The following is a 23,174-nucleotide window of genomic DNA, read 5'->3' as shown; positions in this document are numbered from 1 at the left end:
GGACGGACCAAGCCAGCGTACGCCAGCCCTCCGACAAGCCCGACGTCAGGCGGCGTAGGCCCCGATCAGCAGCCCCACGAACGCCCCCGCGATCAGGAACGGCCCGAACGCGATCGCCGTCTTGCGCCCCGCCCGCCGCCCGACGACCAGCGCACCGCCGTACAACCCGCCGAACAGGAACGCGGCGAACGTGCCCAGCATCACCGTCGCCCACCCGTACCACCCGAGCACCGCCCCAAGACCGAGCGCCAGCTTCACGTCGCCGAAGCCCATGCCACCGGGGTTGATCAGGAACAGCAGGAAGAACCCGCCGCCGAGCGCGAGGGCGCCGTACAGCGCCGTCGACCAGTCCCCCGCGTGCTCCGGTACGAAGGCCACGGCCCCCAGCAGCGCGAGCGCCACGCCCGCGAGGGGCAGGGTCAGCGGGTCGGGCAGCCGTTGCACCCGGAAGTCGACGAGCGTCAGCAGCACCCCGACCGGCGCGAGCAGCAGCCACACCCCGAGTTCGGGCCGGGTACCGGTGGCGGCGGCGAGGGCGGCGCAGACGAGGGCGGTGGACGCGGCGGTCACGGGGGTACGGGAGCCGTAGCGGGCCTCCGTCGGAGCGCACTCCCCGCACCGCGCCGGCCCGATCCACCCGCCGAGCCACCCACCGATCGCATGCCTGCGCGGGCACGTGTCCCGCCAGGCCTCCCCCATCGGCGCGGAGAAACGGTAGGCGGCTCGCGGCAGCAACGCTCCCGCCACCGCGCCCCAGAGCGCGGCGACGGCGATCAGCACCCCCGTACTCACTGCGCTGTCACCCCGCCCTCACTCCGTAGCCACCGCGTCGCTCACTCCGTCGCTCACCGCGCTGCTCAACCCACCGCTGCGACGCCGTTGCGCCATGTCGGCAGGAGTTCGTCGAGGAGGGCCTCGGTGCGGGGCGGGAGGCCGCGGGCGCCGCTGCGGTTGACGAGGTCGGCGGCGACGGACTGGAGGCGGGCGGTGTCTGCGGTGGCGTGGGTGGCGCGGAGGAGTTCGTTCCAGAGGCGCTCGTCGCCGGGGGCGGAGTTGAGGGCCGCGTTGAGGGCCTCGATGGCCTTCTCGGCGCGGTTCTTCTCGAGGTGGAAGGCGGAGAGGGCGAGGCCGATGTCCGCGACGAGCAGCGGGAGTTGGGCGTCGATGATCTCGTGGGTGAGCCAGCGGTAGCGGCCCTCGGGCCGGTCGGCGAGCAGCGGCCCGCGGACGAGGACCAGCGCGTCCGTGAGCAGACGCCCGCGCACGGCCCGACTGTCGACACCCTTGCCCTGCGTCGCCTCGTGGTAGAGCGAGCGCAACACATCCAGGTCGGAGACGACGGACTTGGCGAGCACGAGCCGTCCGGTGGAGTCGGAGCTGAGCCGCGGGGTGCCGTCGGGGTCAGCGCCGAGCCAGGCCCGCAGCCGCTCCAGGAGCGCGTCCCGCACGTCCGCCGTGACGCCCCGCGGCCACAACGCGGAGGACAGCACGCGCGGGTGGACGCCCTCGCGGTGCAGAAGCAGCAGCGCGAGCGCCTCGTGCAGCAGTGCGCTGCGCTCCCCGTCCGGGGTGTCGAGGCCGATGATCTCGTACGGGCCGACGAGCCGCGCGTACACCGCGGGCCGTCCCTGCTCGCTGATGTCGACGAGGAACGGCGGTGTGGTCGTGGGCCCTTGGGGATCGCGCTCGGGGTCGGCCTCGACGAACAGGTCGACGACGGCGCGCTGTTGGGCGGCCGGCAGCATCTGGGCGTCGAGTTCGAGCCCGAGTAGGGGGGCGAGGAGCTTGCCCTCGCCGGTGATCTCCATCTCCCAGGCGGCGCCGGGCAGTTCGCCGGTCTCGGTGCCGACGAGGTAGCCGATGCCCAAGTGGCCCGCTCCGGAAGCGAGTTCGGCCAGCTTTACGGCGTCCTCGGCGGACGGGGTGGCGGCGAGGAGAACGAGATGCGGGGCCCAACGGGTGTGCTGGGCGGGCCCGGTGCGGCCGGTCAGTACGGAGTGGTGCCCCGCCGCGCCGAGGGCTCCGCGCCGCTGCCGGGTCTCGGCCTCCATGGTCTCGATCAGGTCGTCGATGCCGTCGAGGTGGCGCAGCCGGTTGGGCGCGAGCGGGGTGAGGTCCTCGCCGAAGCCGACGAGGGTGATGGTCATGCGGTCCGACCACCCGTTGGTCGCCAACTCGGCGGCCACGGAGGCGAATACGGCGGCCCGGTCGGCCTCCCGCCCGCTCAGCGAGACGATGCCGGGCACGGACTCCAAGTTGAGCAGCAGCCGCGAGTCGTCCATCGTGCCGAGGCTGACGAGCCCGGGGTAGGGAGCGGCGGTGTCGACATCCTCGTACCGCTCGCCGTCCGTGCGCGACAGCATCCAGAAGGTCTGATCCTGCCCGAGCTGCCAGGGGGCCGGGGGCTTGCCGGCGGGCTGGGCGAGTTGCAGATGCAGATCACCGTTGGTCAGCCAGGCGGCGTACACGGTCGGCAACGCCCTTGACTCGGCGGCGAGTTGCGCGGACAACCCACGCAACGACCGGTCGAGCAGTCGTACGCCTTCGGGGTCGGCGCCGACGAGAAGGGCGTCCTGCGCGTCGGCGGCGTCGCCCGTGGGCGTGGGCGGCTCCATCCCGCGCCGCCCGCCGACGGCACCGAACGCCGACTGCCACAGGGCCTGCCGGCGCCGTCGCCCGAGGGCGAGGAGGAGACCGGCGGCGAGGAGGGGGGCGCCGAGGAGAGCCTCGGGGAGCCCGAAGGAATCACTGCCGGCGGAGTGGGAGGCGGGGTCGGAGGCGTGCTGCTGTCCGGCGTCGGCGGCGGGTCGCTGCGCGGGGAGGGTGAGGTGGGCGGTGCCGTGTTCGCCACCGCCCTGGGCCTGCTGCCCCCCGCCCTGGGCCTGCTGCCCCCCGCTCTGGGCCTGGTCGCCGCTCTTCGCGTAGTCGTGGATCTGCTGCTGAAGCTGATCCGAGGCGTTGGACGTACTGGACGCGTCGGACGCGTTGGCGTCGGGCATCTCGACGAGTTCGCCGCCGTGGGCGTCGCCGGGCATCTCCATGATCCAGCCGGGCCGGATGAGACTGGCCTCGGACAACCTCGACCCGTCGGGCTGCACGCGGTCCTTGTTGAGCTGGTAGATCTCCTTGTACCGGCGGCCGTCGCCGAGGTGCCGCTGGGCGATCTCCCAGAGGGAGTCGTGGTGGCGCCCCTCGGGCGGCTGGATCCGGTAGTACTTCGTGTCGGCCTGCTTGACCGTGCCGCCGGCGTCGGCCTGCGCGGCCGCGTGGGTGGCCTGTTCGGCGAGCGCGGCGGCGGTACCGGCCGCCTGTTCCTGCTGCTGCGCGAAGAGCCCCGGGGTCTGCTGGGCGGCGGCGACGGTGGGCTTCTGGTTCCCGTCCATGCTGTGCTGCCCGAGCTGCGAGAGCCCGGGGGTGAGGCTGGCGGCGGTGGCCCCGACCAGCAGCAGCGCGGCGACGAGCTGCCGGGCGAGCAATTGACTGGGCCCGGACCCGGGCACCCGCCCCGGCACGCCGACGCCGGACATCGCGGCCTTCACTTCCACCAGCACACAGGCGGTGAACTGCGCCCAGGCCAGCCAGACGATCACCGTGAGGATGTTGAGGAAGGTGGTGACGCTGATCTCGCTCTGCAACCAGGCCATCTTCGGCGCCCCGCTGGGCAACGGCCAGCCCACGAACATCGCGAGCGCCCCCGGCACCCCGACGACCAGCACGAGCAGCGCCACGAACGCGAAGAACGCCTTCACGAAGTCCCCGAAACTACGCCGCCGGATCCGGACGGGCTGAGGCGTCCGATTCCTGGGAGCCGACGGGTTGCCGGTCGAGTTGCCCGTCGAGCTTGATGAGCTTGCGGTGCGGCGTCGCGGCATGGCGGGAGTCCTGGGTCGTGTCGAGTGGGTGGGTCGAGCGGGTGCGCGTCGGGTGGGGTGGAGCGGGGAACGGAGTGGAGCGGTAAGCAGGGTGGAGCGGGACGGCTAGTGAGCCTACAGAGATCCTATTGACTCTTATTTGCATCGTCGAAGGTCTGATACGGAGGTGAGACCCACCCTCGCCCGATACCGCACCGCCCGCCCCAAAAGCCCGACTCACCCCCCACGTTCCCCACACAATCCCCCCACCGGCCCCAAGGCCCCCTGACCCGCCCCTGATAGCTTCGTTCTCTGTTGCACACACGCCAACCTCGGGGGAGATCAAACGTGGCCCGCCGCGCTCTGACCACGACCGCCACCGCACTCACCATCGCGGCGAGCTTTCTGCTCACGGGGTGTGGTGGGGGTGACGATTCGTCTTCGGGGGACATCAAGGGGGCGGACACGGGGTCGTCGAGCCCGTCGGCGTCGGCGGCAGCCGACGGCAACGCGCCCGACGTGCGTGTTCCGTCGGATGTGAAGCTGGTCTTCGACTTCACCGAGCCGTCCGACGTCAAGCAGGCGGCAGCGCTCACCAACGCCCAGAACTACCTGCGCGCGCTGAACCACGGCATCGTCAAGCAGGACCCGGACGACCCGGCGTACCAGTACTACTCCGGCGGTCAGGCCGCGACGTACGCGAAGCAGCAGATCCAGGCCTGGGTGAAGGGCGGCTGGACCCCCACCGGAACCGACAGGTTCTACGACCAGGACGTCAAGACGCTGAACGACGGCAAGCGGGTCCTCGTCCGTTTCTGCGAGAACCAGGCCAAGTTCTACAGCAAGGAGATCAAGTCCGGGAAAGTCCTCTACACGGACGCGAACCTGGACAGTTACCTGAAGTACAGCGTGCTGATGCTCCCGCCGACCGGCTCCTCCAAGATCTGGAAGGCATCCGTCATCGAGGTGGCCGGCAAGGCGAAGGAGTGCCAGGCATGAGGTTGTCGGCTCCCTCACGCCTGCTGGTTCCGGTCGCCGCCGTCGCCCTGGCGCTGTGCGCCGGGGGTGTCGCGAACGCCAACACCCAGCCGGGCAAGACGACCACGCCCACGGCCCCCTCCGGTGGAGCAGATGGCAAGAACCTCTACGCCTCCGCCTCCTACTCCCGCATCAAGGTGCGCCAAGTCAGCGGCCCCACCGGCGGCAAGCGCGGTCGGCTCTCCTCCGTCGACGTCGACTGGAAGCCTCCGGCCTGCTGGTACGAGCCCGTCTTCACCGGCGAGGAGCTGAAGGCGTTCGTGGACGAGTCGGACGGAGTGGGCGACGTCGGCATCCACGAGACGTGGGTCGGCAAGGGCCTGTGGACCGACCACTACCAGGACGGCAAGCCCGAGAAGAACTTCGACGACACCTGGTCGACCGCCCCGGGGTACAAGGACTACAACATCGGCAAGGACGGCTACTTCTGGCGCAGCGTCGCCCCCGACGTCGAGGACCCCGACTCCTGGGACTGCGGCAAGATCATGTTCTGGCAGGACCCCGGCCAGATCCCGAAGGTCCCGAACGCTCCCACGCCGAAGATGCTGGCGGACTACGCCTACAACCAGATCCAGGTCCCCGGCACCGAGATCGAACTGAAGCCCGCCACCAAGTCCACGGTGAACCTGCCCACTTGGGTCTGGCTGGACAAGGGCACGTTCCAGGAGATCAAGGTCCGCGCCGAACTCCCCCGCACGAACCTCTGGGCGGAAACGACCGCCAAGCCCGTCGCCCTCCACCTGGAGCCCGGCACGGACGACGCCACGACGTCCCCCGCTTCAGGCGACTGCAAGATCAACGACGACGGCTCGATCGGCACCCCCTACGTCAAGGGCGACGCCGACAAGACCCCACCGTGCGGCATCACTTACCTCCATGCCACGGACGGCACGCCGTACCACCTCAAGGCCAGCATCACCTGGCAGATCACCTGGGAAGGAACGGACGGCACCGGCGGCAACCTCCCCGACGGCACCTTCGACACGACCCAGGACATGAACGTCCAGGAGATCCAGTCGATCAACCGCTGAGCCGGCGAAGACCACTCGTACGAGTCATCGGCTCGCCCGTTCACCCCTGTTCTTCAGTCAGCCGCCCCAACTCGTGGGCGTAATCCCGCAGACTCTCCTTGGCACCCGCCCGCGTCGGTGCATTAGGACGCAAGAGGTCCGGCAGGAATGCGACGCGCCACATGCGGAAGACATCCGCCACCACTCGGTCACCATCGGCACCCACCAGTGACCCTGCCATCCGCACGGCGGAGACGATGAGTCGCGGTGCCGTCGCCAGGCCGGGCCCTCTCACGGCGGCGGTGCCCACCAGGGCGTGCAGCAAGGTGACCGACTGGAGGTCGCTGCCCATGTCCAGCATGCGGCGCCGGACGACGGGGTCATCGGTGTCGGGTGGATAGGTCTCGATACAGCCCGAATACATCATCAAGTACTCGGCCGTCACCTCACAGTTGTCGTTCCACCCGCCCTGCCTCTCGAAAATGGACATGGTCTCGTCGGAGAAGTCACCGATGTCGCGCACCAGTTGGAGAAGTCGATCCACCTTGTCCCGGCGACCCGCCACGAAGTCGGTGAGTGAGACGTCCCGCAGGGGCCGCACCCCTGCGTCCCTGACCGCCCCCAACTCCAGGATCGCCCACAGCGGAGCGAACACGTCGTACCCGAGCCCCGTTTCCGACACAACCACTACACGGTGTCCCGGAAGTACGCGAGCATCCCCTCGTCGAGACGCATCACGAATTCGGCGGTCATGAACTCACCGGCCCGCTCACTCCGCAACGGGAGGATTCCCGCAGCACCACAACGAGTTGTACAGGCGTCTCGGTGTCATCGTGCTTGACGCCGGCCAGGACGACCTTCCCCGAAATTCTCCACGCGGTGTGGTCGACGAAGTCCGCACCGTCGGTGAGGTCCTCCTCACCGACGGCCTCGAGCCGCCCTCCGACAGCACCGGACTCCAACTGGGACACAACACGCGGGAGTTCGGCGGAAGCAGCGTCGTAAAGGCCGTCGATGTACGTGTCCGGATCGGGCCACTCGTCCTCGACCTCGCGGAACCACACCGTGAACTCCACCTGCACGGACGGCCCATCACCCTGGATCCACACCGTGGCGTCACCACGACTCCAGGTCGTGGCCCACGCCTTCGCGGGATTCCTGCGCTCACCCGTCCACCCCGACCCGACGAGAACCGCCTCCACGGCCGGACCGGTAAGTTCGTCAAGGCCGCACAGCAGATCCAATTCCACGCCTACGTCGACCACTTCACCGCCTCCTACTCACCTGCGACCGGAGACTCTCGGAACGACTCGGTGAAATCGTCCACGACCGCCTTTGAGAACCGGTCGACCGCAGGATCCGCCGGCGTGACGAGGCTGACGGCGTAGTACTCGGACATCAGCAATGCTGTTCCTTCCACAGCTTCCGCCGCTCCTGGCGAGCCGACCTCGACTCCAGATACCTTCGCGGCCCGCAACGGCTCTACATGTGGCCGGTAGAAGAGGGCATACGGCCCCTGCCCCGAGGCATCGAGTGCGTACCCGTTCTCCTCCCAGAAGTCCTCCATCTCCGAACCCGACGAGAAGGTGACGATGCTCGCGAAATCGTCGGCGTCCGCTTCGGGAAGTTGCCAGTCCGCCGCTGCCGCGTGGGCAACCGGCTCCCCGTACACGAAGAGCCCGGGCCAACGCTGTTGCGCACGCCGGACGAAGCGGCTCATGGCCTGCGGGAAAGACCCGTCCACGATGTAGTCGGTCGAGTGTCCGGTCAGTTCCATGGAACTCAGCCTTTCCAGCCCGAGGTCGGGCCGTGGTACCTGATCGCGTCACGCGGGATGGCCACATCGCTGTTGGAGAACCAGATATGTTCACGACCACCCCTCAGACGTCCCGAGAACAACTTCTTCTCGACCTCGAACTCGATCATGTACTCGCTCTTCTCCTTCGTGAGACCGAGGTAGGACTTGAACCCACCAGGCTTCTTCGCTACGTCGGCGGGGCTCATGGGGCTGACATAAACCGCCGCCGCGTTCTTGCCTTTTGTGCTCCTGGGGACCTTGAGGGTGATGCCGTCCTTACCGCCACTGCCCATGATTTTGTTGTATCCCGTCTTGTCCGTGTAGTGCCGGATGACGGCCTTGCAAGAGGGCGCGAGGCCAAGCGGGTCAAGCCAGACGAGAGGGTTGACCACGTAGTTGTAGTGGTGCGGGGCGGGTTCGAGACCAAGCGGGTCGGGGCTGTGATAGCGGGCCGTGCCAGGGTCGTAGTAGCGGTGGAGGTTGTAGTGAAGCCCCGTCTCCGCGTCGAAGTACTGACCTGGGAAACGCAGCGGGCAGGTCGCGAGGCCCTGTACCGGCGTACGTAGCGGCAGCCCCCAGAGAGTGTGGTGGGACCGCCAGACCGTGTCCCCCGAGTCGTCGACGAGTTCGGTGGGGGTGCCGACGAGATCGGTGACGATGGCATAGAACTGCGCGTCGACCCACGCCTCGTCATCGGGATTCCCTCCAGAACCGGTGCGCTGGACCAGGGGACGGTCTCCGCCCGGCTCCCAGTCCCAGGTGGTGACACTCGTCTCGCCGCTCCCGATCGTGCTCGACCGGCTCTCCTCCGCCAGCCGAGTGCCGTCCCAGACGAAATCGGTACGTTCGACCACGGTTTCGTCATCCGCGGCGAGAAGCTCCTTGGCGATGCGCCTGCCCAACGGATCGTAGAGGTACCGCCAGCGACTTCCATCCGGGGTGGTGACGCTCCTCAGACGGTCCTCGGCGTCCCATGTGAACTGCCAGGTCCGCGCTCCGCCCGACAGGAGGACTCGCGTGTGACGCACCACCCTGCCCTGGGCGTCGTGCTCGTACCTGGACCGCCCTGCCGTCTGCACGAGCGTCCCGCTGTACGACATCCGCCCCTGGACACCGCTCGGCTGGTCCTCGGTCGCGGACAACAGCTCGGAACGGACGAGGTTCCCTACCGTGTCGTACGCGTACTTCTCCTGCCGGTCGCCGGAGGTGACGGACGTGACCCGTCCGGTCGCGTCCAGTTCGTACACAGCCGGCCCCGTGACGGAGTCCACGACAGAGTTGGGGAGGCCGTCCGAGCGGTAGGAGTACGACCGGCCACGGGAGCCGAACGCCGTTTCGGGAGCGCGTACGGTCTGGGACACCAGGCGATGTCCGGCGGCGCTCCACTCCTGCTTCAGCGATGCACCCGACGGAAGAGAGCGCAGGATCTCGTGCCCGGCGACGTCGTACCCGAACGCCACGGTCCTGCCGGAGCCGCGTAGTTCGACCGGTTGGTGCGCCGCGTCGTATCGCCACTCGCTGACCACCTCGCCAGGAGTCCGTCGTCGCACGCGGCGGCCAAGGACGTCGTACGTGTTGGTCAACACCCGACCGTTGCAGGCTTCCGTCAGGACGCGGCCGTGGGCGTCGTACGTGAAGAGCAACTCGGCGTCCTGGTTGCCCGCGCGGACGAGGCCGCCGCCTTGGGCGTACTCGAATTGCGTGACCCGGCCCTCCGAGTCTCGCTGCTCGATGACCCGGTCAAGAAGGTCGTGGTGGTAACGGACCGTCTGGCCGGCCCCATTGGTCCGCTCCGTGATCCGGTTCGCGGCATCGTAGCGATAGGTGACGGTCCTGCCGTTGAAGTCCCTCTCGCGCACGACATTGCCCAAGGGGTCGTACTCGTAGGTCCAGTTGTGTCCCTGCGCGTCGCGAACGCGTATGGGACGCAACTCCGTGTCGTGGGTGAACTCGATGCGCGCACCGTCCGGGTCGATCCTGGCAGCGGTCCGGTCGAACGGGGCGGGTTCGAATCGGGTGACGCGACCACGAACGTCGGTGTGGGTGAGGAGGTTGCCCTCCACGTCGTGGGTCCAGGTCTCATGGAAGCCGTCCGGATAGCTCCGGCGGGCGGGGCGCCCCTCGATCGTCCAGCTGACCACCGTCGTTCCGCCGCCGGGCTCGACGACCTGGCGGACACGGCCGAACGCGTCGTAGGCGAACCGGGTGACAGCGCCGACGGGAGTGACAACGGTGGTGGGCAGACCGGCTTCGTTGCTCCGCACTCGGCTCTCGTGGCCGAGCCCGTCGGTGACCGATGCGACGGCACCGCGCTCGTCATACGTGTAGACGGTGGTGGCCCCGACGGGATCCGTGATCGCGACGACGTTTCCGCGGTCGTCGTGGTCGTACCGCCAGTACGCGCCGTCCTCTTCCGTGGCAGAAATAAGTTGGCCGTGAGCGTCGTACGCGTAGCTGGCCGAGCCGGCGTCCGGATGAACGACCCGGATCATGTTGCCCGACTCGTCGTACTCATAGGCGGTGGTTCGGCCGAGCGGATCGGTGAGCGAGAGGAGGTTGTCGTAGCGGTCCCAGGCTCGGCTCGTGATGTGTCCGAGCGGATCTGTCTCGGCTACGAGTTGGTAGGCGTCGTTGAAGTGGTAAGTGGTCCTGTGTCCCAGGGAGTTCGTAGCCACAGAAGTGTGGCTCTCCAGGTCGTAGGAGTAGGTGTAGTCGAGGATGCCGGCGGTGCCCTCGGTGCGGAGACAGCGGCCTTCGGAGTCGTACGTGTAGCGGTACCACGTCCGGTTGCGGTCCTCCCACCCCGTGACGCGACGCTGCTCGTCGTAGGAGAGCTTCAGCGGAAGCCCGGAGGAGTTGTAGATCTCCGTCAGGTTGCCGTGGGCGTCGTATCCGTACCGCACGACGACCGGCTGCTCGGGATCACTGAGCAGGGTGAACGCTGTGATGCGTCCTTGGTCGACGGTCACCCCTACGCGGTAGCCGCCGGTGTGTACCACCTCCTGCGGGGTCCCGTCCGCCCCGTAGGACACGTTGATCGCATTGCCGTTGCGGTCGGCGACGGTAGCCAGGGCCAGTTCGGCGAGCGTTCTGCCGGGCAACGGCCGGAAACGGAGAGTCAGATCGGATTCCGGCTGCCGCACGATCATGGTGCCGGACTCGGCCGCGTCCCATTCCAACGGCCAGCGTGGACCCTCGACCGGTAGCACGGCGATGTCCGGTTCCGGCACCGGATAGGTGAGGACCATCCCGTCCGCCGTGGTGAACCGGACGCCGTCCGGGTCGAGGATGAGTCGCTGGTCCAAGGTGGATGCCCAACTGGGACCGAACCACCGGCCGGACCGTAGACCGGAGCGGTGATGGCGCTCCATTTCCAGCGAAAGGACGCCCTCCAAGAGGATGTCGGTCTCCGACATGACCATCTGTCCCGTGGCCATGTCGATCGGGTCACCGCAGGTGATGAGCTTCTTCATCGGGCGGCCGAGTGAGCGGGTGAGCCTGCCGAGACCCTTGGCACCGAGCGCCATACCCTTGAGCCCGCCCTTGCCGAGGACCTTCATGCCCTTGGCCAAGCCGCCCAGAGTCGTCAGGCCCTTCATACCGGGTATGCAGTCCAGCGCGGCAAAACCCACATCCCATAGGGACGCCTGTCCCTTGGAGTATTTGTAGAGCGTGTCCGCAAGCACCACGAGCGCGGCGATGAGCACGATCGCACCCAGGATCGGCCCACCGATGATCATCGCGACGATGCCCAGCACCGCCACAACCACCTTGCAGACCGTGACGATGGTGTCCCAGTTGTCCTCGAACCAGTCCCCCACGTCCTCCCACCACGACCGGTTCTGAATACCCGCATCCGACGCCTCATCGATCTTCCGCTTCGCGTCCCCCGCAGCCTCATCCCGCATCTGACGCGCGTCTGCCGCCATCTTCTTCGCGGCAGCCAGCGCATCCTGCGCGTCAGAAACATCCGACTGGGCCTTCGTATGCGCCGACTTGGCGTTCTGCACATCCCGGGTGGCCGCCCGGACCTTCGCTTCATCCGGCTTGTCGGCATCGGACTTGCTGCCGGTGGGGTCGTCCTTGTACTTGTCCGATTCCTTGGACGCCCGTGTCACCCAGGAGTCGGCGGACGAAAGCCGCGACTGGGCGGACGACAGATTGCTGCGGGCTTCCCGCGCCTTCACCAACGCCTTGTCCGCCAGCGCCTGCGCCCGCTCCAACTTCGGCCAGAAATCCGCCAGAGCAGACCCGCACAACTCGTACGACTTCTTCAGCTTCTTCAGATTCTTCGGCACACCCGAGAACTGATCCCGGAACACCTCCGCCGACTTCCCCGCCCACTGCAACGTCGCATCGTCCTCAGCCATCCCCTTGACCAGACGCAACGCATCGGACACGTCATCAGCAAAGTCGTGAAGGGTCTTGGCCAACGTCCGTACCCGGTCGGGATCCCCCGGCGTCGGATCCTTGTCCAGATCCAGCACATGCCAGTCCGAAGGCCGATACCCCGCCATCCAGCAACCCCCGTCACGCGTACAACACCATCAACATCCGTATGCACACGCGAACTTACACGGCACTCAGGTTCGAAGCGAAGAGGACAAACGGAGCCACAGGCCCAGCGTTGCGTCCCGCACTGTCGTCCACAGCAACCGCCACTTGAACCACGGCGGCAGCCGCCGGAACGGCACGAAGGTCAGCACATCCCTGATGGAGTTCTCGGCGACGCCGCCGGGGCCCTCCGCTCGCAATGCCCCGTACAACTCCGGTGTCAGGTCCCCGTGCAGCCGCGCCACGATGCCCGCCGCAGTGAACGCAAGCTCCCGCCGAGGAACGTCCAGCACCTGCATCGCCCGCACGACACGCGGCGACGCCACGTCCGGCGGGCACGTCATCGCCAGCCCGATCACCGCCGTACCAAGATGCTCCTCACCACGTTCGAAAGCGGCGTCCACCGCGTCGGGGTCGTCGATACCGGACAGCCCCTCCCCACTCCGCCAGTCGAACCGGGTCACCGCCACTCCTCAGGATCGAGAGCCGCACCGACAAACCCGTCCCCCACGGTGACGAGCAAGTCGGGCTGTCGGACGCGGAGTTCGATCGCCTCCGCATCGAACTCACGAAACTCGAGCACATAGTGCGCGGCCTCCGAGGCATTGGCCCGATCCGCCCCCTGACAGAGGACCGACAGGAACAGCGGAAAGAACTCCGCCTCCAGAAGCCGATCCGCATCACTGATGACGCCCACGATCCCCACGCCACCACCCGTGACCGCACCGCACAGGTCACCCAGGCAGTCGACCAAGGCATCCCAGTTCCTGCCGAAGTAGGCCGGGAATCGCAGGACTTCGGCGAACGAACCGAAGATCCGCTCCTCGGTCGTCAACTCGCGCGCGTCGAAGCGGTGGACACGCCCGCCCCTCACCTCCAACGCCGACAACTGATGTTGGACCTCGACCGCGCCTTGCGGGACGCAGACGACCCAAGGCGCTGAGACCCCCGTGATATCCATCGGCCGTCAGCCCGTCAACCCATGCCCCATCAGCGCATCAACCATCAACCCGTGAACCGGAACGTAGAAGTGATCGCGTCGAAGATGTCGAAGAACGAGTCGGCAAGATCGAGCACCTGACTGCTCCCCGCCACCAACGCCGCCTTGCCCTCCTGCCCCGGCACCGGAATGAACGTCTGCATCAGCACAGCCCGCACCGTACGGTTCAGCGCGTCGTCCGGTACGACGATGTCCTCGATGCCGTACGTACGGGCCGCCGCCCCCACCCCCGGCAGGTCGACCGTCGTCACCTTGCGCCAGGAGTCGCCCTCCTTCTTCGCCTCCTTGGACGACAGACCCGCGGCCATCGCGGCCGGGTCCGTCGAGAGAGGGGCGCCGTCGCGCGTGCGACCGCCGACCATCGAGACCGTCACCGACGCGGTGATCGGCGTCGCGCCGCCGAAGGTGTCCGCCATGCAACCGCAATACAGCGCACCGGACTTCCACGCCTCCCCGGCGGCCTTCTGGAGGAACGCGGTGTACGTGTCCCGGTACTGGGCCAACTCCGGGTGCTGCTCGACCCGTTCGGTCACCATGCGGTGGATCGAGTCGTTCCGCGACTCGGGCCGTACGTCGAACTCCCACCAGGACTCGGGCACCTTGATCAGGAACCCTCCGCGCTCGATCGTGAGCGCCTCCATGTATCGGGCCATGACGTCGGCCTCCCTTCCGTTGTACCGTGCCGCCAGACTACGAGATCGGGATCGGGGGACGGTCACATGGGCAAAGGCAAGAGCGATCTCGCGCTGCCGCTCAGCGAGCTGGAGGAGTACGGGGGCAAACTGCGCTCTCTCAAGACCCGGCTCGACCACACCAAGAAGCTCTTCGAGTCCTACCGTGACGACATCGGCGACGGCCGTGTCAACGACGCCCTCGGCGACTTCGAGTCCAACTGGGAGGACGGCCGCGAGGACATCACCCAGCAGCTCGACTCCCTCGCCGAGATGTCCGACGCCGTCGTCCGGGAGTTCCGGAAACTGGACCTCGACCTGGAGAAGAAGGTGAAGGACGGGGTCAAGGAGGAGGAGCAGAAGTAACCGGCCCCTGCCGGGGAACCAGCCCCTCCCGAGGGACCGGAACCGCTCTCACCCCACCTCGTTCCGCGCCACCGCCTGCCCGTGCACGACCACGTCCCCGCCGTAGAACATGCCACTGAAGACGGGCGAGTACGTCAACTGCACCTCGACCTCGACCTGTTCGGCGTCCGCCTGCACACAGTGGGTCGCCGCGATGTCCGCACCCCGCATGTCCATCTGGCGGGCGAAGGTCTTCACCCGGGCGTCGCAGTCCTGGTAGTTGATCGGCGCGGGACCGCCCTCGTCGTCGTAGAGCGCGTCGAGGTCGATGTCCTGGGCCGCGTACCGGGCCGCCTGTTCCGCGATGTCCGCGGCGCGTTCGCGCTTGGAGATGGACAGGCCGCCGTCGATGACGAAGGCCGACAGGGAGAGGAAGACGAGCGCGAAGATGATGACCGCGCCGGCACCCGAACCCCGGTCGTCCATACGGGCCCGGCGGGACGACAACCACGTACGCACGTGTTCACTCATCCCGTTCACACCGTCCTCCGGAACGGATCCAGCGGCGAACTGAAGCTCGCCGTCAGCCGCGTCGGCACGTCGAGGCCAAGCATGGCCAGGCCCCGCACCTCGCAGCTGACCTCGACCGTGAAGATGGTGTCCGGCGCGAAGCCCTGACTGGTCTGTACGACGGTCACCGGGCCGGAGCAGACGTCCTCCAGGTCCGCCGAAGCCGCCTTCCTCGCCTCGGCCATGGCCGTCCCGTGGTCCTTCTGGATCGACCCGGCGCGGGCGGCGTCCCGAGCGGCGCCGTCCAACGCGCCCCGCCCGTCCACCAGTTGGCCGAACGCCACCAGTACCAGGATGAACAGGATCATCACCGGCGCCAGGATCACGACCTCGATGGTGGACAGACCCCGGTCGTCGTCCCGGTGCGGGAGCCTGGCCCGGATCCTGCCCCGGATGGGGAGCCGCATCAGTTCTCCCCCTCCCGCACGAACCTCTCCACCGGCCCCTCCGACTGCGCGTGGACCGTCAGATCCAGCCCGGGGAAGACCGAGGGCACCCGTGCCGTGATCTCCACGCCGACCGTGTTCTGCTCCGGCTGGAGCATCGTCACGCGCGGCGACAGGACCAGTTGCGGGCCGAGTTGGCGGATGTAGCTGTCGACCACGTCCTGGGCCTCGCCCCGCCAGGCGCCCGGCTGGTCGTGCGCCGTGGCGCGGGCCTTGCGGGCGCCGGCCTGGGCCGCCGCCTGGGCCACGTGGTCCGCGAAGAAGTACAGCGCGAACTGGACCGTGGCGAAGATCATGAAGAACAGCACCGGCGTGAGCAGCACGAACTCGATCGCGGTCATGCCGGACTCACCGCGGGTGGAGGCGGCCTCCACCCGTCGGCGTACCCAGCGATGTACGCGCACCGACATCCCCGTTCATCCCCGTTGCAGAAATCGACGTATGTACAGAACTGGCAGGCTCTGTACGGGCGTTCAGCAGGTCTTGCCCGCGTCCGCGCCCTTGATGCAGTTGCCGACCTTGTTGGCTCCGTCGCTCAGGGCGGCGTTGATGATCGCCGCGACCACGCCCACGATCGCCACCACGACGGCGGAGATGATGACCCACTCCACCGCGGAGGCGCCACGGTCGAGTTCGCCGGAGCGGGCCCGCTGGACGCGGCCCTGAAGGAACGTGACCAGGAAGTCCATGGCCGGGATGCCGGTGCTGAAGTTCCTTGTGTTCATGGTGAATTGTCCTCTCAAAAGGTCTCTGTCGCTGGTTGCTCGGCTCTCGCCTGCCGTCGCGGCTCGCGTCATGACACCTGGAACACCCGCATCGCCGCCGGAAAGATCAGGAACACCAGGAAGCCCGCGCACAGCAGCAGTTGCGCAACGAGCATCGACTGCGACTTCTCGCCCGCGCTGCCCTCGATCTCGGCGAGTTCGCGGTGCCGCATGGTCTCGGCGCGGGAGGCGAGGGACTCCCGGACCTTCGCGCCGTCGTCGGCCACCAGGGCGAGGGAGGCGGAGAGGTCCTTGAGCTCCTCCACGCCGATCTCCTCGCCGAGATGGCCGAGCGCCTGCCACTGGCTGATGCCGGTGATGCGGGCGTCGGCCAGCGCGTTGCGGATGCGCTGGGTGGCCCAGCCGTCGGAGACCTCGGCCGCGGCCATCAGCGCCTCGGGCAGACCGCGGCCGCCGGCCAGGCTCATGGACACAAGGTCCAGGTACGCCCCGATCACGCGCCGCAGGTCCCGCCGCTTCTCGGCGGCGTCCCGCCGCACCTCCAGATCGGGCAGGAGGAAGAAGACGAGCGCGAACGCGAGCGCCAGCCAGACCGGGATCATCGGGCTGCTGCCGACACCCAGCGTCCAGACCACCGCGAACAGGAACGGTCCGAAGAACAGCCCCGCCACCGACAGCAGCACCTTCGTCGCGAGGAAGTTCTCCCAACTCCGGTCCAGGACGGCCAAGTCCGCGCGCAGGGAGCGCTGTTCCCACCCCTGCTGCATGTAGAACTCGGAGACTCGCGCGCCGACTTGGGCCCGCAGCGAGCCGATCCGGCCCGCGTCGGGCGCCGTTCGGGACGACTCGTACGCCGCCCCGCGCGCCCGCATCGCGTCGATTCGCGCGACCTGCGCGACCGCGCTGCGCTTGGACGGCATGAGGGCGCGGACGAGGGCGTAGATGCCCAGGCCCAGGACCGCGCCGACGACGATCGGCATCGTCAGGTTCACCGTCGTACCCCCTCTTCCTGGTGACCCGGCCCGGCCGCACCCGGCGTGCCGGCAGGCCCTGCCGGGGTGCGCGGCCGGACGAACTGCACGGCCGACTCGTCGCGGACCAGGAAGCGTTCGGGTGTCTCGATGGTCGACAGCTTGCGCAGCCACCAGAAGCCGAGCGCGAACAGGCCGCAGACGCAGGCGAGTACGAGCTGGCCGACGGGCGTCCCGTAGGGCTCGACGAACTCCCGGTTGAAGATGGACAGTCCGAGCACGAAGGCGATCGAGACGGCGACGACGATCTGCACCGAGCGGCGGGTGGAGGCCCGTTGGGCCATCACGCGCTGGCGCATGTCGACCTCTTCGCGCGCCGACTTGGCGAGCGCGCCGAGGACCTGGCGCAGACCGGGGCCGCGCAGCCGGGCGTTGAGGATGAGCGCGGCGACGATGATGTCGGCGGACGCGTCGTTGATCTCGTCGGCGAGGTGCTGGAGCGCCTCGGGCAGCGGGGTGCGGGAGCGCAACCGGTCGACCAGGGCGTCGAGATGGGGCCGCAGGACGGGTGCGGAGGCGCGCGCGGACGCGGGGATGGCCTGTTCCAGGCCGACCGCGCCGGCGATCGTGTCGCGCAGCGACTCCGTCCAGGAGGCGAGGGCCTCCACCCGTTTCATGGCGGCCCGTTCCTCCCCGGCGCCGCCGAAGAGGCGGTCCCAGAAGAAGACGAGGATGCCGGCCGCGATACCGGCCACCGCCCAACGGGTCAGCAGCAGCACGACGAGTCCGACGATGGCCGCGAGCGAGCCCCGCTGTCCGGCGAACCGGATCAGCTCGCCGGCACGTTCGGCCGCCTTCTGCTTCTCGTGGGCGGGCTTCGCGGGCAGTCCGCGTACGGCGACGACGAACAGCGCGAGTCCGCCGCCGACGGCGACACCGCTGCCCACCGAGTACAGGACGGTCGTGGAGAACAGGCCGCCCAGGGAACCGAGCGAGCCGAGAGCCTCGTAGGTCATGTCACCCCCATCCCGTGGGCCGGTAGCCCTGTGCGATCAGATCCTCCAGGCAGGCCAGCGGCGCGTGCGGGACGACCCGGCCGTCCGGGGTCTCGGCGAACACCTCGCTGGACAGCACGCGTCCGTCGACGCCGTTGACCTCGCGGACGGAGGTGACCATGCGCTGGAGCCGGCCGCCCGTCTGGAATTCGTTGCGCCGCTGGATGAAGACGACGAAGTTCACCGCGCCGGCGATGAGCATCTGGCTGGCCTCGATGGGCAGTCGCTCGTTGGCCTGGAGGGCGTAGGTGGAAATACGGTTGAAGACCTCGCTGGAGCTGTTGGCGTGGATCGTGGACAGCGAACCGTCGTTGCCCTGCGACATCGCGTTCAGCATGGTCACGATCTCGTCGCCGAGCACCTCACCGACGATCACGCGGGAGGGGTTCATACGGAGGGACCGGCGGACCAGCTCCGCCATCGCGATGGCGCCCTGCCCCTCGGAGTTGGGCAGCCGCTCCTCGAACGCCACGACGTTGGGGTGGAGTTCGGGGAAGGTGTCGAGCCCGAGCTCAAGGGCCCGCTCGACGGTGATGAGCCGCTCATGCGGCGGAATCTCGTTCGCCAGGGCTCGGAGCAGGGTGGTCTTACCGGCGTTGGTGGCACCGGCGATCATGATGTTCTTGCGGGCGCGGACCGCGCAGGCCATGAAGTGGGCGACTTCGGGGGTGACCGTGCCGTTGCCGACGAGGTCGGAGATGAAGACCTTGCCCATGCGGGCGCGACGGATGGAGAGCGCGGGCCGCCGGGCCACGTCCATGACGGCCGACAGACGGGAACCATCGGGCAGCCGCAGGTCGAGTTGCGGGTTGGCGGAGTCGAAGGGCCGGGAGGACAACCCCGAGTAGGCGCCCAGTACTTGGATGAGCTCGATGAGTTCCTCGTCGCTCTCGGCGACGGGATCGGCCTTCACTTCCTGCCCGTTGGCGTAGCCGACGAACACCTGGTCGCACCCGTTGATGTCGATGTTCTCGACCTCGGGGTTGTCCAGCAGCGGCTGCAGCCGCCCCACGCCGAAGAGCGCGGCGTGCACGGCGGCGGCGTACTGCTCCTCGGTCTCCGCGTCCAGGGGCGTACGGCCGGCGTTGATCTCCGTCCGCGCGTACTCCTCCAGCATCTGGGCTATGACCGCGCGGGCGTACTGCCGTTCGTCCTCGTTGGACATCGGCGTGACGCCGTCGGTCTGGTCCAGGCGACGCTGTTCGGCGATCCGGTCACCGGCGTCCTGCCGGAACCGTTTGACCAGTTGATGGTCGACAGCCGTCATGTCCCGGCCCCCGCATGCCCGTTGACATGACCGTGGGTGGACGCGGACCAACTGGCGCCGAACTGCTGGTACAGATCGGCGGTGACCTTGCGGGCGGACCGGATGAGCAACGACTTCTCGAGCCGCCCGCGCTTACGCCCGGCCAACTGGTCGGCGCCGGCCGGGTCGTCGGCGATGGTGCCGACCACTCGGGCGCCGGTCTGGGCGTGTACGAGCATGTCGTTGACCTGGTTGGCGAGCTTGCCGGCGTTGTTCGTGTCAGCGATGAGGACGACACCGATCAGCGGCGTACCGAGACTCGCGGCACCACGGGGCCCGCCGTGCAGCTTGTTCGTGAGAGCGGCGGCCCGGTCCCGCACCCGGGCGATGGCCTCGGGCTCGGTACGGCTGATCAGCAGCACGAGCGCGGCATGCGGAAACAGCTCAACAGCGGGCGTGTCCCCACTGATCCGCCCGCAGTCGGCGATGACGTCGGCGGGCGCGTTCGGGGAGTCGGCGAGCGCGGAAAAGGCGTGCCCGAGAGTGGGCCACAGCCCGGCGAGCCCGGCGGCGTGCTCGGCTATCCCGAGCCCGACGAGCACTTCGAGCCCACCGCTCAACGGCTGTACGTGGTCCCAGAGTTGATCGGGCACGAGCCCACGCCGAGCGGTGGCGGCGATGGACAGCATCCCGGTATTCGGATTCAGCGGCCCACCGTGCGCGGCGGCACTGCGGTACACCAGGTCCCCACCCGCGGGATCCGTCTCGGCGAGCAGGACACGACGCGGCCACACCGCGGCGAGGGCGACGGCCGCGGTGGTGACGCCGGGGGAACCCTTGTCGGCGGCGAGGGCGATGAGGGCCATTTTCTGGGGGTCGCCTTCTAGTTGCCGGGGACGAGCACGAGGGCCACTTCGCCGTTGGAGGCGGCCTGGGCCAGTACGGCGGCCTTGTCGCTGTCGACGGTCAGGGTGACGGCGAGGTTGGTGCTGCTCACGAGCTCGTCACTCTTCTTGTCGGGCACGTAGGTGACCTGGGCCTGGTCGACGATCAGGCTGTTGCTGCTGCCGGAGGAAGAACTGGAACTGGCGGAGCCGGACCCGCTGTCGCTGCTGACCCGGTAGGCCGCGACGACAGAGCCGATCTTCAGGCCGTTGGCCGGGTACTGGCCCTCCTTGAGGGCGAGCCCGACGGTGGCCTTGCCGGCGGCGACACCGGTCTCGTCACCGAACATCTGGCCGACGGCCACGACTCCGGCCGGAATGGTGTTGACCGCCTTCAGCTTCTTCAGCGTGGCCAACTGCGACCACTCGACGTAGTTGATGCCGCTGTCCTTGGCGACCATCACCGAGGTCACGCTGGTGTCGCTGACCGACTGCCCCGCGGGGATCTCCTTGACCACCTTGACGACCTCGATCCGGTCGCCAGCCTGCAGCACAAGCATCGTCGCGCCGAGCGCACCGACCAGGATCAACAGCACCGCCAACGCGGCCAGCGCGGGTTTGCGCTCGCGAGGAGGGGTGGGAAGCCGGTCACCGACCCCCGCCTGAGCCGGAACCGCGGAACGTCCCGCGCCCGCCCCCGTACGCTCTTGGATCTTCACGCAACCGCTCCCCGTACGCCCCAGATGGTTTCTGCCACCACGATGGTGTCTGCCACGTCTGTCAAACTCTCTATAAAACCGGACACTTCACCAGATCCCCTTGCGACCTGGGCGAATGCCATCGCCGGGGGTGAGTGTCAAGCCATCGCACCGTATCAGCCACACATAAGCCCCTCAAGGCGCATCCCAGCCCTCGCTCCGCCCCGGCCCCGCCGTTATCCATCTGCAACTAGAGGCGCTTCTTCCCCGGTTACGCCCGCCCCCTGCGACCCTCCACCTTCTGTGCGGTCGCGAATCTGCGCCCGCCCCGACATCCTTCCCGTAGCGGGGCGTTCGTCACGGGGTGGCCATGAGGCCTGCACGAATCACTCACGAGGCTGAGCCGACGTCGATCGTCTGCGTTCCCTCTCCTGGGACGTACTCCCTGTCCACAGTCACCGTCCTCGCAAGCCGGTCCGCCAGTTCGCACAGCACATCCGTGTGGGCGGTAGAAGAGGGGGGGGCGTTGCCGGGGCTCTGGTACGGGTATCCGCAGCGGCTTCGTGGAGTTCCTCCGTCAGCGCCGCGATCAGCCGTTCGTCGAGACTGGCGCCGACGGCCAGCCGCCGGGCCGCGCCCGTGGCCTACTCGGCCAGGTTGCGCCGGCCCATGACCGCGACGGTCAACGGAGCCAGCACGAGAATCACGCCGGCGCCCAGGCAGAAGTAGCCCTCAAGAACACCGCCGACGTCGGACTTCGTGCCGGGGGACGGTTTGTAGTGGCCGGCCGGGTCGACGACGGCCGTGACCTTCTGCCCGACGCGGTCAGCGCAGTCCCCTTTGTTGTCGACCACCTCGTGGACGGAACCGTCGCGCAGCCGGACCCGGCAGTACGTCTCGCGGGTCCCGTGCGTCCATTGATGGGTCGGCGACGCGAGAGTGACCGTCTGCTGCACCCCGCGCACCTGCAGATACCAGGCGTTCGCGAAGTACGAGCCCACCGAGACCAGTACGAGATAGGCGGCCAGCGTGAGGCACACCGCGACGAGGCCTCCGCGGGAGAGCCGCGTCTTGGACGCCACCCAGAACACGAGCAGCCCGAGCACCAGGCCCACGAACGTTGCCGCCTTGCCGATGGCCGGCGTGCACAGGAGGCAGACGACAGTTGAGACGACGGCCACCAGAAGCAGCCGGGCCCACGGCCACACGGCCGATCCCGCACCCTGCCCCCGCGCGCCGGGTGCGGAAGTGACGTCGGCGAGGATGCGGCGTACCCGCCGCATACCGTCCGGGCCCTCGGCGACACGGCGCAGCTCAGGCAGCCCCATGCCGACCTCGGTCAGCGCCCGCTGCCATTTCTCCGGCAGTTCCGCGAACAACTCGTCGACGGACCGCTCGTCTTCGCTCGCCACGTGATCCTTGCTCTCTGCTCCGAAGCCCCGGTATCCCGGAACGGCCGACCGGGTCAACCGCTCGTGCTCCAGTGCCAGTTACAGAAAGGTGTTCCGCCGGCGCCGATTCACGTGACCGAGAAACCGAGCGCGACACCGGCGGCCGCGTATCCGGTGTGCGTCAACTTCCGCCCCTGAGGGGTGAGGCGGCCACGGTCACTGTGCTTCGGGTGTTTTCGCGGCAGCAACCAACGGCCCGCAATGGGAGAGTCCAGAGCGCACCGCAGGCCTGGCCGGACCTCTGTCTAGAGCCGCCCCAGCAGTGCATCCGCCGGGATCTCGGCGTCCTTGGCCTTGTCCCCCACCACGAGCTGATCGGCGTAGCCGGCCTCGGTCCACACCAGCTTCTTGAACTGCTCAGGTGTGAGCATCCCCTGCCATGGTGTGCCGCCCGGGCAGAAGACCGAATTGCAGCCGTCGCAGTACCGCGCCGGATGCCACAGTTGCCTGGCACGCGGAGCCCCGGCCTCGGCGGCGGCCTTCTCGCGCCCGTCGCTGCGGACGACAGCGATGGTCCCGACGAAGCAGACCAGGGCGAGAAGCACACCGCCGATTGTGTACAGACCCTCGGCCTGCTGGACGCCCGTGTACGCAAGAGCGACACCAAGACCGGTCAACACCATGCCTTCGGCGAAGTGCAACAAACCGTCGCCGGACTTGTCCGGTCCAGGTGCCAGCCGACCGTACAGGTCGTCACGCAACGCGCCCTTGCCCAGGCGCGCCTGTTCAACTGTCCTTGTTTCAGCGCCACCACAGCCCGGACACACCACGTCATTCGACTCTCCGGCCACCCCGTTCTCCATGCTGATCAGCATATCCGCGTCCCGAATCCGGGGCCTCGACCAGCCCGAACGCCTCACG

Annotated in this window: 23 protein-coding genes; 3 read left to right on the top strand and 20 right to left on the bottom strand. The window is 68.3% G+C overall.

The window, feature by feature from the left end; genetic code table 11:
* Positions 1-45: 45 nt before the first annotated feature.
* The gene (locus ACWD5F_RS42235; protein WP_451261514.1) at positions 46-792 is read right to left on the bottom strand and encodes a prepilin peptidase; all 747 of its coding nucleotides are present in this window, start codon (positions 790-792) and stop codon (positions 46-48) included.
* A gap of 65 nt (positions 793-857) precedes the next feature.
* Complete coding sequence (locus ACWD5F_RS42230) at positions 858-3,872, bottom strand: BTAD domain-containing putative transcriptional regulator (RefSeq protein ID WP_451261513.1); 3,015 nt, start codon at positions 3,870-3,872, stop codon at positions 858-860.
* A 327-nt stretch (positions 3,873-4,199) separates the two neighbouring features.
* On the opposite strand from ACWD5F_RS42230, the gene ACWD5F_RS42225 reads away from it, so the two are divergent.
* Both ACWD5F_RS42225 and ACWD5F_RS42220 read left to right on the top strand, forming a co-directional pair.
* Complete coding sequence (locus tag ACWD5F_RS42225) at positions 4,200-4,850, top strand: hypothetical protein (RefSeq protein ID WP_451261512.1); 651 nt, start codon at positions 4,200-4,202, stop codon at positions 4,848-4,850.
* Entirely contained in the window at positions 4,847-5,920 is a 1,074-nt protein-coding gene (locus tag ACWD5F_RS42220; protein ID WP_451261511.1) for a hypothetical protein, read from the top strand. Before ACWD5F_RS42225 ends, ACWD5F_RS42220 begins: the two co-directional genes overlap by 4 nt.
* Before the next feature lie 40 nt (positions 5,921-5,960).
* Here the strand turns inward: ACWD5F_RS42220 and ACWD5F_RS42215 are convergent, their stop codons facing one another.
* From ACWD5F_RS42215 to ACWD5F_RS42185, 7 genes are all read right to left on the bottom strand, one after another.
* The gene (locus ACWD5F_RS42215; RefSeq protein WP_451261510.1) at positions 5,961-6,554 is read right to left on the bottom strand and encodes a hypothetical protein; all 594 of its coding nucleotides are present in this window, start codon (positions 6,552-6,554) and stop codon (positions 5,961-5,963) included.
* A gap of 94 nt (positions 6,555-6,648) precedes the next feature.
* Complete coding sequence (locus tag ACWD5F_RS42210) at positions 6,649-7,164, bottom strand: hypothetical protein (protein ID WP_451261509.1); 516 nt, start codon at positions 7,162-7,164, stop codon at positions 6,649-6,651.
* Positions 7,165-7,175: 11 nt separating this feature from the next.
* Entirely contained in the window at positions 7,176-7,676 is a 501-nt protein-coding gene (locus tag ACWD5F_RS42205) for a hypothetical protein (RefSeq protein WP_451261508.1), read from the bottom strand.
* Positions 7,677-7,681: 5 nt separating this feature from the next.
* Positions 7,682-12,214 (bottom strand): DUF6531 domain-containing protein, encoded by a 4,533-nt coding sequence (locus tag ACWD5F_RS42200; RefSeq protein WP_451261507.1) that lies wholly within the window; start codon positions 12,212-12,214, stop codon positions 7,682-7,684.
* A gap of 66 nt (positions 12,215-12,280) precedes the next feature.
* On the bottom strand, positions 12,281-12,715 hold the full coding sequence (locus ACWD5F_RS42195; protein WP_451261506.1) for a hypothetical protein: 435 nt from the start codon (positions 12,713-12,715) through the stop codon (positions 12,281-12,283).
* Entirely contained in the window at positions 12,712-13,212 is a 501-nt protein-coding gene (locus ACWD5F_RS42190) for a barstar family protein (RefSeq protein WP_451261505.1), read from the bottom strand. Before ACWD5F_RS42190 ends, ACWD5F_RS42195 begins: the two co-directional genes overlap by 4 nt.
* A 44-nt stretch (positions 13,213-13,256) precedes the next feature.
* Complete coding sequence (locus ACWD5F_RS42185; protein ID WP_451261504.1) at positions 13,257-13,904, bottom strand: hypothetical protein; 648 nt, start codon at positions 13,902-13,904, stop codon at positions 13,257-13,259.
* Positions 13,905-13,970: 66 nt separating this feature from the next.
* Between ACWD5F_RS42185 and ACWD5F_RS42180 the strand changes: the two genes are divergently transcribed.
* Positions 13,971-14,288, top strand: a complete 318-nt coding sequence (locus ACWD5F_RS42180; RefSeq protein ID WP_401714270.1) for a hypothetical protein — start codon at positions 13,971-13,973, stop codon at positions 14,286-14,288.
* A 48-nt stretch (positions 14,289-14,336) separates the two neighbouring features.
* On the opposite strand, the gene ACWD5F_RS42175 is transcribed toward ACWD5F_RS42180, so the two are convergent.
* The 11 genes from ACWD5F_RS42175 to ACWD5F_RS42125 all read right to left on the bottom strand — a co-directional run bounded on the left by ACWD5F_RS42175 (position 14,337) and on the right by ACWD5F_RS42125 (position 23,116).
* A complete protein-coding gene (locus ACWD5F_RS42175) occupies positions 14,337-14,798 on the bottom strand; it encodes a TadE/TadG family type IV pilus assembly protein (RefSeq protein WP_451261503.1) in 462 nt (153 codons plus the stop codon).
* Positions 14,799-14,803: 5 nt separating this feature from the next.
* Positions 14,804-15,244, bottom strand: a complete 441-nt coding sequence (locus ACWD5F_RS42170; RefSeq protein ID WP_451261502.1) for a TadE/TadG family type IV pilus assembly protein — start codon at positions 15,242-15,244, stop codon at positions 14,804-14,806.
* Entirely contained in the window at positions 15,244-15,693 is a 450-nt protein-coding gene (locus tag ACWD5F_RS42165) for a TadE family protein (RefSeq protein ID WP_401714274.1), read from the bottom strand. The genes ACWD5F_RS42170 and ACWD5F_RS42165 overlap by 1 nt, the downstream gene beginning before the upstream one ends.
* A gap of 63 nt (positions 15,694-15,756) precedes the next feature.
* Entirely contained in the window at positions 15,757-16,008 is a 252-nt protein-coding gene (locus tag ACWD5F_RS42160; protein ID WP_280878613.1) for a hypothetical protein, read from the bottom strand.
* A 68-nt stretch (positions 16,009-16,076) separates the two neighbouring features.
* Positions 16,077-17,000, bottom strand: a complete 924-nt coding sequence (locus ACWD5F_RS42155; protein ID WP_451261501.1) for a type II secretion system F family protein — start codon at positions 16,998-17,000, stop codon at positions 16,077-16,079.
* On the bottom strand, positions 16,997-17,995 hold the full coding sequence (locus tag ACWD5F_RS42150; RefSeq protein WP_401714279.1) for a type II secretion system F family protein: 999 nt from the start codon (positions 17,993-17,995) through the stop codon (positions 16,997-16,999). Before ACWD5F_RS42150 ends, ACWD5F_RS42155 begins: the two co-directional genes overlap by 4 nt.
* Position 17,996: 1 nt before the next feature.
* Entirely contained in the window at positions 17,997-19,301 is a 1,305-nt protein-coding gene (locus ACWD5F_RS42145) for a CpaF family protein (RefSeq protein ID WP_401714281.1), read from the bottom strand.
* Positions 19,298-20,146 (bottom strand): hypothetical protein, encoded by an 849-nt coding sequence (locus ACWD5F_RS42140; protein WP_401714283.1) that lies wholly within the window; start codon positions 20,144-20,146, stop codon positions 19,298-19,300. The genes ACWD5F_RS42145 and ACWD5F_RS42140 overlap by 4 nt, the downstream gene beginning before the upstream one ends.
* A gap of 17 nt (positions 20,147-20,163) precedes the next feature.
* The gene (locus ACWD5F_RS42135; RefSeq protein WP_451261500.1) at positions 20,164-20,883 is read right to left on the bottom strand and encodes a hypothetical protein; all 720 of its coding nucleotides are present in this window, start codon (positions 20,881-20,883) and stop codon (positions 20,164-20,166) included.
* Between the two features lie 623 nt (positions 20,884-21,506).
* Positions 21,507-22,274, bottom strand: coding sequence for a hypothetical protein (locus tag ACWD5F_RS42130; protein ID WP_451261499.1), 768 nt, complete (start codon positions 22,272-22,274; stop codon positions 21,507-21,509).
* Positions 22,275-22,558: 284 nt separating this feature from the next.
* A complete protein-coding gene (locus ACWD5F_RS42125; protein WP_451261498.1) occupies positions 22,559-23,116 on the bottom strand; it encodes a hypothetical protein in 558 nt (185 codons plus the stop codon).
* Positions 23,117-23,174: the final 58 nt, after the last annotated feature.

It is taken from the genome of Streptomyces sp. NPDC002499, assembly GCF_053595415.1.
This window is presented reverse-complemented; position numbering and strand designations above follow the sequence as displayed.

Excerpts from the sequence above, each read along its gene's own strand:
- ACWD5F_RS42125 (WP_451261498.1), bottom strand. The coding sequence starts at position 23,116 with ATGGAGAACGGGGTGGCCGGAGAGTCGAATGACGTGGTGTGTCCGGGC.
- ACWD5F_RS42205 (WP_451261508.1), bottom strand. The coding sequence starts at position 7,676 with ATGGAACTGACCGGACACTCGACCGACTACATCGTGGACGGGTCTTTC.
- ACWD5F_RS42150 (WP_401714279.1), bottom strand. The coding sequence starts at position 17,995 with ATGACCTACGAGGCTCTCGGCTCGCTCGGTTCCCTGGGCGGCCTGTTC.
- ACWD5F_RS42200 (WP_451261507.1), bottom strand. The coding sequence starts at position 12,214 with ATGGCGGGGTATCGGCCTTCGGACTGGCATGTGCTGGATCTGGACAAG.
- ACWD5F_RS42190 (WP_451261505.1), bottom strand. The coding sequence starts at position 13,212 with ATGGATATCACGGGGGTCTCAGCGCCTTGGGTCGTCTGCGTCCCGCAA.
- ACWD5F_RS42230 (WP_451261513.1), bottom strand. The coding sequence starts at position 3,872 with ATGCCGCGACGCCGCACCGCAAGCTCATCAAGCTCGACGGGCAACTCG.
- ACWD5F_RS42185 (WP_451261504.1), bottom strand. The coding sequence starts at position 13,904 with ATGGCCCGATACATGGAGGCGCTCACGATCGAGCGCGGAGGGTTCCTG.
- ACWD5F_RS42160 (WP_280878613.1), bottom strand. The coding sequence starts at position 16,008 with ATGAACACAAGGAACTTCAGCACCGGCATCCCGGCCATGGACTTCCTG.
- ACWD5F_RS42180 (WP_401714270.1), top strand. The coding sequence starts at position 13,971 with ATGGGCAAAGGCAAGAGCGATCTCGCGCTGCCGCTCAGCGAGCTGGAG.
- ACWD5F_RS42165 (WP_401714274.1), bottom strand. The coding sequence starts at position 15,693 with ATGTCGGTGCGCGTACATCGCTGGGTACGCCGACGGGTGGAGGCCGCC.
- ACWD5F_RS42170 (WP_451261502.1), bottom strand. The coding sequence starts at position 15,244 with ATGCGGCTCCCCATCCGGGGCAGGATCCGGGCCAGGCTCCCGCACCGG.
- ACWD5F_RS42220 (WP_451261511.1), top strand. The coding sequence starts at position 4,847 with ATGAGGTTGTCGGCTCCCTCACGCCTGCTGGTTCCGGTCGCCGCCGTC.
- ACWD5F_RS42145 (WP_401714281.1), bottom strand. The coding sequence starts at position 19,301 with ATGACGGCTGTCGACCATCAACTGGTCAAACGGTTCCGGCAGGACGCC.
- ACWD5F_RS42175 (WP_451261503.1), bottom strand. The coding sequence starts at position 14,798 with ATGAGTGAACACGTGCGTACGTGGTTGTCGTCCCGCCGGGCCCGTATG.
- ACWD5F_RS42140 (WP_401714283.1), bottom strand. The coding sequence starts at position 20,146 with ATGGCCCTCATCGCCCTCGCCGCCGACAAGGGTTCCCCCGGCGTCACC.